The organism is Actinotalea sp. C106, from assembly GCF_023630195.1.
Classification (GTDB): domain Bacteria; phylum Actinomycetota; class Actinomycetes; order Actinomycetales; family Cellulomonadaceae; genus Actinotalea.
Genome location: NZ_JALPKN010000183.1, coordinates 1 through 6,528 on the forward strand (window position 1 = coordinate 1; position 6,528 = coordinate 6,528).

Here is a 6,528-nt window from a genome sequence, read left to right on the forward strand (position 1 = left end):
GAGCGCGGGGCCGACCCGCGCGGCGACGCCCAGTGGTACGCCGAGGGCCTCGCGGCCGGGACGGACCCCCACGGCCCCGGCCGATGGCCCCGCCTCTCCGAGCACGCGCAGGCCAAGGTCGAGGCCGCCTCCCTGGCCCTGGTGCTCGACCTCACGCGGCCCTGGCTGTGGGAGGGGCTGGCCCCGCTGGTGCAGGAGCAGCTCGTCGACTACCTCGCCGAGGCCGTCGGGGACGACACCTACCCGCGGATCAACTGGGTGTGGTTCCGGCTCGTGGTGCAGACCTTCCTGCGCTCGGTGGGCGCGTCGCACTCCCTGACGGAGATGCAGGAGGACCTCGCCACCCACGACAGGTTCGTCCGCGAGGACGGCTGGTTGGCCGACGGGGATCAGCGCGCCTTCGACCACTACACCGGGTGGGCCCTGCACCTGTACCCGACCCTGTGGGCCCGGATGCGCGGTGCCGAGGACCTCGCCGCCCCGCGCCGCGAGCGCGACGTGCAGCTCCTGGACCGCTACCTGCGCGACGCGCTCACCCTGGTCGGCGCCGACGGCTCACCGCTCCTGCAGGGCCGTTCGCTGACCTACCGCTTCGCGGCCGCGGCGCCGTTCTGGGTCGGCGCGATGGCCGAGGTGCCCTCCTCCTCCCTCGGGGAGCTGCGGCGCGCCGCCTCGGGGGTGGTGGCGCACTTCGTCGACCACGGCGCCCCCGACCACCGCGGCCTGCTCACCCAGGGCTGGCACCACGAGTGGCCCGCGATCTCGCAGACCTACACCGGCCCCGGCTCGCCCTACTGGGCCAGCAAGGGCCTCCTCGGCCTCGCCCTGCCGGCCGACCACCCCGCCTGGACCGCCGTCGAGGAGCCCCTGCCCGTCGAGCGCGAGGACCAGGTGCGGGCCGTGCGCGCCCCGGGCTGGATCCTCAGCAGCACCCGGGCCGACGGCGTGGTGCGCGTGGTCAACCACGGCACCGACCACGCCCAGGAGGGCGACGTGGTCGGCGACGCCCCGCTGTACGCCCGGCTCGGGTACTCGACGGCGACGAGCCCGCTCACCGACGCCGCGAGCAAGGCCTCGCCGTCGGACCAGAGCGCCGTCCTGGTGGACGAGGCGGGGCGGGCCACGCACCGGGCGGGGTGGCGGGCCCTGGGCGCCCGCGTCGACGCGACCGAGGGGCAGGTCCCGGTCGGGGTCGCCGCCTCGACCGCACGGGTGCGGTGGCTCGAGCCCGATCCCGAGCCGCGGGACCACGGTTCCGGGCTGACCGGCACCGTGACCGAGGCGGGCACCCTCACGACCGTCTCCCTGGTCCGCGGACCGTGGGAGGTGCGGCTGTGCCGGGTCGACCGGCTCGCCACGGGCATCGACCCCGAGGCGTTGCGCCTGCGCCTGAGCGGATGGCCGACGGTTCCCGGGGACGGGCTGCACTCCGCCGTCCTCCCCCTGCTCGGCACCGCCCGCACGGGCAGCACCCACCATGCGGCGGGGAGCATGCTCGGGCCTGCCGCGGAGGTGCCCTGGGTCGAGACGTCGGTTCGCCCGGGGGCCTGGGTCGCGGCCCTCGTGACCCTCGAGCAACCGACCCGGGCCCCGGGGCCGACGCGGAGCCCACGGCCCAGCGCGACCCTCGAGCTCTCGGCAGCAGGCCGCACCGCTGACGTGCGCTGGCCGGACGGCGAACGGACCCACACCGCCCTGCCCTGACCCCCGACCCTGCACGCGCCCTCCGGCCCGGGCTGTGCGCTTCTCGACCCTGACCGCGGTCTGCGACGCCCTCGGCTGCGAGCCTGGGGACCTCTTCAGCCTCGCCCCGGAGTCGCGCGGCTAGGCCTGGGGCGGAGCGGCGCAGCCGGTCAGTGGTCGACCCCGTCGATGCCGAGCACCATCACCGCGGTCATGACGGCGCCCTCGCGGCGGGCCTGCTCGACGACGGTGCCGACCTGGGCGAACGGTCCTTCGACGAGCACGGGGCGTCCGGCCGAGGCGTCCCCCGACCACTCGAGGTCCGCCGCGGCGGCCGGGGAGAACGGCACGCCGTCGGGCATGCGGACCACGCCAGCCGCGCGGACCTGCGGGTCCTCGACGGGGCGAGCGACCACCGAGCGGACCACCGAGAGGCGTTCGACGGTGCGGGCGAGCAGTCGCGCCCGCCGGGTGGTCGCGCAGAAGGTCACCGCGATGCTGCCGACGTCCCCGTCCACGCCCCCGGTCGCCAGGGAGGTGAAGCTGACGCCACGGGTGGAGAAGACGCTGCTCAGGGCCGTGAGGGTGCCGGGACGGTCGTCGCCGCGGATCAGGGCCACCCAGCGCTGCTCCGGTTCGGGACCGGTGCTGGCCTCGGCCGGCACCTCGGCGCCGGGGCTCATGCGGGCACCTCGCGGCCCAGGCCCCACGGCTGGAGCCCGGCGTCGATGCGCTGCTCGCACTCGGTGAGCCGGGCGAGCTCGTCGGGGGCGGGCTCATCGAGCAGCACCCGGGTCCACCCCTCGGGGCCGAGCACCACGGGGGCGCCGATCACCCCGTGCAGCGGCGTCCCGCCGAGGGACACCTCCCCCGCGAGGGCCACCTGCCCCGCGACGACGATCTCGCGCCCGTCCAGCACCGTGTCGACGAGGTCGACGGTCGCGTTGGCGGTGCCGGTCGCGGTCTTCGCGCCGCTCTGGTGGGTCATCCACGGCCGGGCGACGGCCCGCACGTCAGGGGGCCAGGTGTCGATGAGGTCGAAGGCCGCGCCGATGTCCTGCGCGGCGAGGTCGAGCAGCTCGGTCTGCGCGTGGGCCACCTCGTCACCGAAGTGCGCGAGGGAGCGTCCGCGCCGCAGCCCGTCCACGGCCCGACGGCGCTCCTCGGGGTCCAGCCCGCTGATCCGCACGGTCGACCACAGCGGGACCATGTCGGCGCCGTGCTGGCCCGCGACGAACCCGCCGATGCGGTGCCGCCGCAGGCCGAGGGAGACGGCGATCTCGCGGCGGAAGCGCAGGGTGTCCAGCCAGGCCCCCATGCCGATCACGCGATGCCGACCGAGCTCGCGCGCCATGACCGCGACGCCCAGCTCGACCGGGTTGGAGACCACCACCACGACCTCGTGCCCGGACCCGTGCTCGGCCAGGGCTCGCGCGTAGGAGGCGAAGACGGCGTGGTTGTCGGCCGCGAGCGCGGCGCGGTCGGTGGGTGCCCCTGTGGTCGCGGGGGCGGTGCGGCCCGCCGTGAGGATCACCACGTCGGCCACGACCTCCTCGGGGCTGAGCGCGACGTCGATCAGGGGGGCGTGCTCGTCGAAGGCGTCGACGAGGTCCTCGCGAAGGCCGTAGACCGCGCGGCCCGAGGCCCCGCCGGGGCGGCCGACCAGCTGCAGGCGCGAGGCCCGGGGCAGCACCCGCCGCTCGATGAGCTGGGTGCACACCTGTCGCCCCACGTCACCTGTCGCCCCCAGCACCGCTACGTCCACCTGATGAGACTAGCCGCGGGAGATGTCGGGGAGATTGCCCGCTGTCAGGGGGCGTCGACGAGCCCGCGCTGCCACGCCACGATCCGGTCGACCGCCTCGTCGATCTCCTCGGGGGTGCACGCGAAGGACAGCCGCACCCAGTGCGTGCCGTCGACCCCGTCGAAGTCCGTCCCGGGGGTCATCGCGACCCCGGCCTCATCGAGGAGCCGGGCGCACCAGATGACGGCGTCGAGCCCGGAGGCGGCGATGTCGGCGTAGAGGTAGAAGGCTCCGTCGGGCGGGGCCACACGGCCCCAGCCGAGCTCGGGCAGCCGCTCGAGCAGCACCGCACGGGTGGCCGCGTACCGGGCGACGTCGGCCTCGGCCGAGGCGTACCCCTCGGGGCTGAAGGCCGCGAGGGCCGCGTGCTGGGCCAGGGCCGGCGGGCACAGGGCCACGTTGCCCGCGAGGGCGTCGACCGGGCCGCGCAGGTCCTCGGGCAGGACGAGCCACCCGAGCCGCCACCCGGTCATCGCCCAGTACTTGGAGAACGAGGAGACGACGACGGCGCCCCGGTCCAGGTGGTGCGCGGCCGTGGCCTGCTGGGTGGCCGCGTCGCGGTAGGTGATGCCGTGGTAGATCTCGTCGCTGATCAGCCGCACGCCGTGGGCCGCGCACCAGTCGGCGAGGGCGGTCAGCCCCGCGGCGTCGACCATGGTGCCCGTCGGGTTGGCGGGGCTGGCCAGGACCAGGCCGGCGAGGGGTGCCTGGGCGTGGGCCCGCTCGAGGTGCTCGACCGTCGGCTGGTAGCGGGACTCCGGCCCGCAGGCCAGCTCGACGACCTCGCAGCCGAGCGAGGCGAGGATGTTCTTGTAGGCCGGGTAGCCGGGCCGGGCGAGGGCCACCCGGTCGCCCGGGTCGAAGGCCGCGAGGAAGGTCAGCAGGAAGCCGCCCGAGGACCCGGTGGTCACGGCCACCTGCTCAGGGGCGAGGTCCACGCCGTACCAGCGGCCGTAGTGCTCGGCGATCCCCCGGCGCAGGGCCGGGATGCCGAGGGCCTCGGTGTAGCCGTGGTCCCCCGCGGCGAGCAGCTCACGGGCCCGCTCGCGCACCACCGCCGAGGCGCCGCCCGAGGGCTGCCCCGCGCACAGGTTGATGATCGACTCCCCCGCGTCCCGCCGGGCGTTGGCGGCCGCGAGCACCTCCATCACCGCGAAGGGCGGGACCTGCGCCCGGGCCGAGACCTTCATCCCCGGGGCGTCCCGTCGGCGGCCTCGGCAGGCGGCACTCCCTCGAGGGCGCGACGCACGTGGTCGACGATGCCGTCGGCCGCGGCCACCACCTCGCTCATCGTGACCTCGAAGCCCTCGTCATCCCCGTACCAGGGGTCGTCGACGTCGAGGAGGTGCTCGGGGCCCTCGGTCGGCGCTGCGGGGTCGAAGCTCCGGAACATCTGGACGCGGTCCTCGAGGGCGACATCACCTCGGGCCAGCCGTCGCAAGGCCTTCGCGTGGGAGGAGGTCATCGCCAGCACGAGGTCGCGCGAGGCGAGGTCGACCGCGCTCACCTGGCGTGCGCTGTGGTTCCCGGCCTCGAACCCGTGCCCGGTCAGCACCGCGAGGGCTCGCGGGTCGATCGGGTTGCCGTGCTCCTCGCTGCTGATGCCCGTCGAGTCCACCTCCACCTGGTCCCCCAGGCCTGCGGCCTCGAACCGGGCGCGCAGCACCACCTCGGCCATCGGTGACCGGCAGATGTTGCCGGTGCAGACGGTCATGACCTTGTACACGGACGGACCTCCGGGGTGGGGCGGGATGAAGGGCTCGCGGCGAGGCGCGCGGCCCTCAGGCCAGCATGCTGCGGAGCATCCACGCGGTCTTCTCGTGGACCTCGAGCCGACGGGTGAGCAGGTCGGTCGAGACCTGGTCCGGAGCTCCCTCGGCCACGGGCAGCGCCTCGCGGATGGTGCGGGCGGTGGCCTCGTGGGCGGCGACCAGGCGGGCGACCATCTCGCGGGCCTCGGGCTGGTCGGTGTCCTCACCGAGCACGGACAGCTCGGTGAACTCGCGGTACGTGCCGGGGGCCGGGGCGCCCAGGGCGCGGATGCGCTCGGCGATCTCGTCGACCGCGAGGGCGAGCTCGGTGTACTCCTCCTCGAACATCGCGTGCAGCGAGTGGAACATCGGGCCGACGACGTTCCAGTGGTAGCTGTGCGTCTTGAGGTAGAGCGTGTAGGAGTCGGCCAGCACCTTCGACAGGCCGTGGACGATCTGGCCCCGCTGCTCGTCAGGGATGCCGATGTCGACAGGGATGCTCATGGGACTCCTCCGGATGTGGGGAGGCGTGGTTGACGCCGTCCTCGCCACCGTACCGGCGCCGTGGGACACGCGAGGGGCGAGCGGGGACCCGTCGTCGCGCCGCTGGGCTCGGAGCAGATCGGCCTGGCGCGTCCGGGCATGGAACAGCCCGTGGGCTGCCGGTCAGGGGGATCGGCGTGCCGTGCTGGACGGGGCACGGCGCCCACGGGCTGCGGTGACTGCCGTGGTCTCGCTGCCGCAGGAGCGGTTCGGGACCGGTGCAATCCGTCCGAGCTGATCGGGCGACTAGCGGACAGTCACCTCACGCGTCCAAGAAGAAATCATGTTCTGGACCACCTCCTTTCCCGTGTCCGACGACGGTACGACGGCGTCCCGCGCCTGCCAAGAGGTTTTCTCGACCGGTTCTCGCGGCCTCGTCGCGGCACCCGGCTGCGTCCCCCCGGGGCACCGGCCTAGGGTTGGGGCCCGTCCGTCCTGCCCGAAAGGCGTCATGCGCTCCTCGACCACCGGTGCCGCCCTGCTCTGCCTCGCGCTGAGCGGTGGCCTCCTGCTCGGCTGCACCCCGGACCAGGGACCCGACGACGAGACGCCCGACCCCACACCCACGCCGTCCCCCGATCCTGTGCGCACCGCGGAGCTGAGCCTGCCCGAGGACGCCACCGTGGTCCTCGAGGGCCCCGGGCCCGATGAGCTCGCGGCCGCCACGAGCAGCGCGCTGTACGCCTCGGCCCCCGTCGCGGTCGTCGCGCCCGCCCAGGACGAGGCGGCCCAGCTGCGCGGCGCCTC

The 6,528-nt window shown here is 75.0% G+C and carries 7 protein-coding genes and 1 pseudogene; 3 read left to right on the top strand and 5 right to left on the bottom strand.

Going from position 1 to position 6,528, the window contains the following annotated elements; all coding sequences use genetic code 11:
- Positions 1–1,704: DUF2264 domain-containing protein (locus L0B03_RS12235; protein ID WP_250446116.1), on the top strand; the 1,704-nt coding region annotated here is incomplete at its 5' end.
- Between the two features lie 34 nt (positions 1,705–1,738).
- Positions 1,739–1,828: a helix-turn-helix transcriptional regulator gene (locus L0B03_RS19605; protein WP_250446118.1), complete on the top strand. Its 90-nt coding sequence runs from the start codon at positions 1,739–1,741 to the stop codon at positions 1,826–1,828.
- A 25-nt stretch (positions 1,829–1,853) separates the two neighbouring features.
- Here the strand turns inward: L0B03_RS19605 and L0B03_RS12245 are convergent, their stop codons facing one another.
- The 5 genes from L0B03_RS12245 to L0B03_RS12265 all read right to left on the bottom strand — a co-directional run bounded on the left by L0B03_RS12245 (position 1,854) and on the right by L0B03_RS12265 (position 5,742).
- Complete coding sequence (locus tag L0B03_RS12245; protein WP_250446120.1) at positions 1,854–2,366, bottom strand: hypothetical protein; 513 nt, start codon at positions 2,364–2,366, stop codon at positions 1,854–1,856.
- Positions 2,363–3,448, bottom strand: coding sequence for a lactate dehydrogenase (locus L0B03_RS12250; RefSeq protein WP_250446121.1), 1,086 nt, complete (start codon positions 3,446–3,448; stop codon positions 2,363–2,365). Before L0B03_RS12250 ends, L0B03_RS12245 begins: the two co-directional genes overlap by 4 nt.
- 44 nt (positions 3,449–3,492) lie before the next feature.
- Positions 3,493–4,677 carry a pyridoxal phosphate-dependent aminotransferase gene (locus L0B03_RS12255; RefSeq protein ID WP_250446123.1) on the bottom strand — a complete coding sequence of 395 codons (1,185 nt, stop codon included), beginning with the start codon at positions 4,675–4,677 and terminating at the stop codon, positions 3,493–3,495.
- Positions 4,674–5,201, bottom strand: a complete 528-nt coding sequence (locus L0B03_RS12260) for a low molecular weight protein-tyrosine-phosphatase (RefSeq protein WP_250446126.1) — start codon at positions 5,199–5,201, stop codon at positions 4,674–4,676. The genes L0B03_RS12255 and L0B03_RS12260 overlap by 4 nt, the downstream gene beginning before the upstream one ends.
- A 67-nt stretch (positions 5,202–5,268) precedes the next feature.
- Positions 5,269–5,742, bottom strand: a complete 474-nt coding sequence (locus tag L0B03_RS12265; RefSeq protein ID WP_250446125.1) for a Dps family protein — start codon at positions 5,740–5,742, stop codon at positions 5,269–5,271.
- A gap of 490 nt (positions 5,743–6,232) precedes the next feature.
- On the opposite strand from L0B03_RS12265, the pseudogene L0B03_RS12270 reads away from it, so the two are divergent.
- Positions 6,233–6,528: pseudogene (locus L0B03_RS12270) on the top strand (hypothetical protein); the annotation flags it as partial.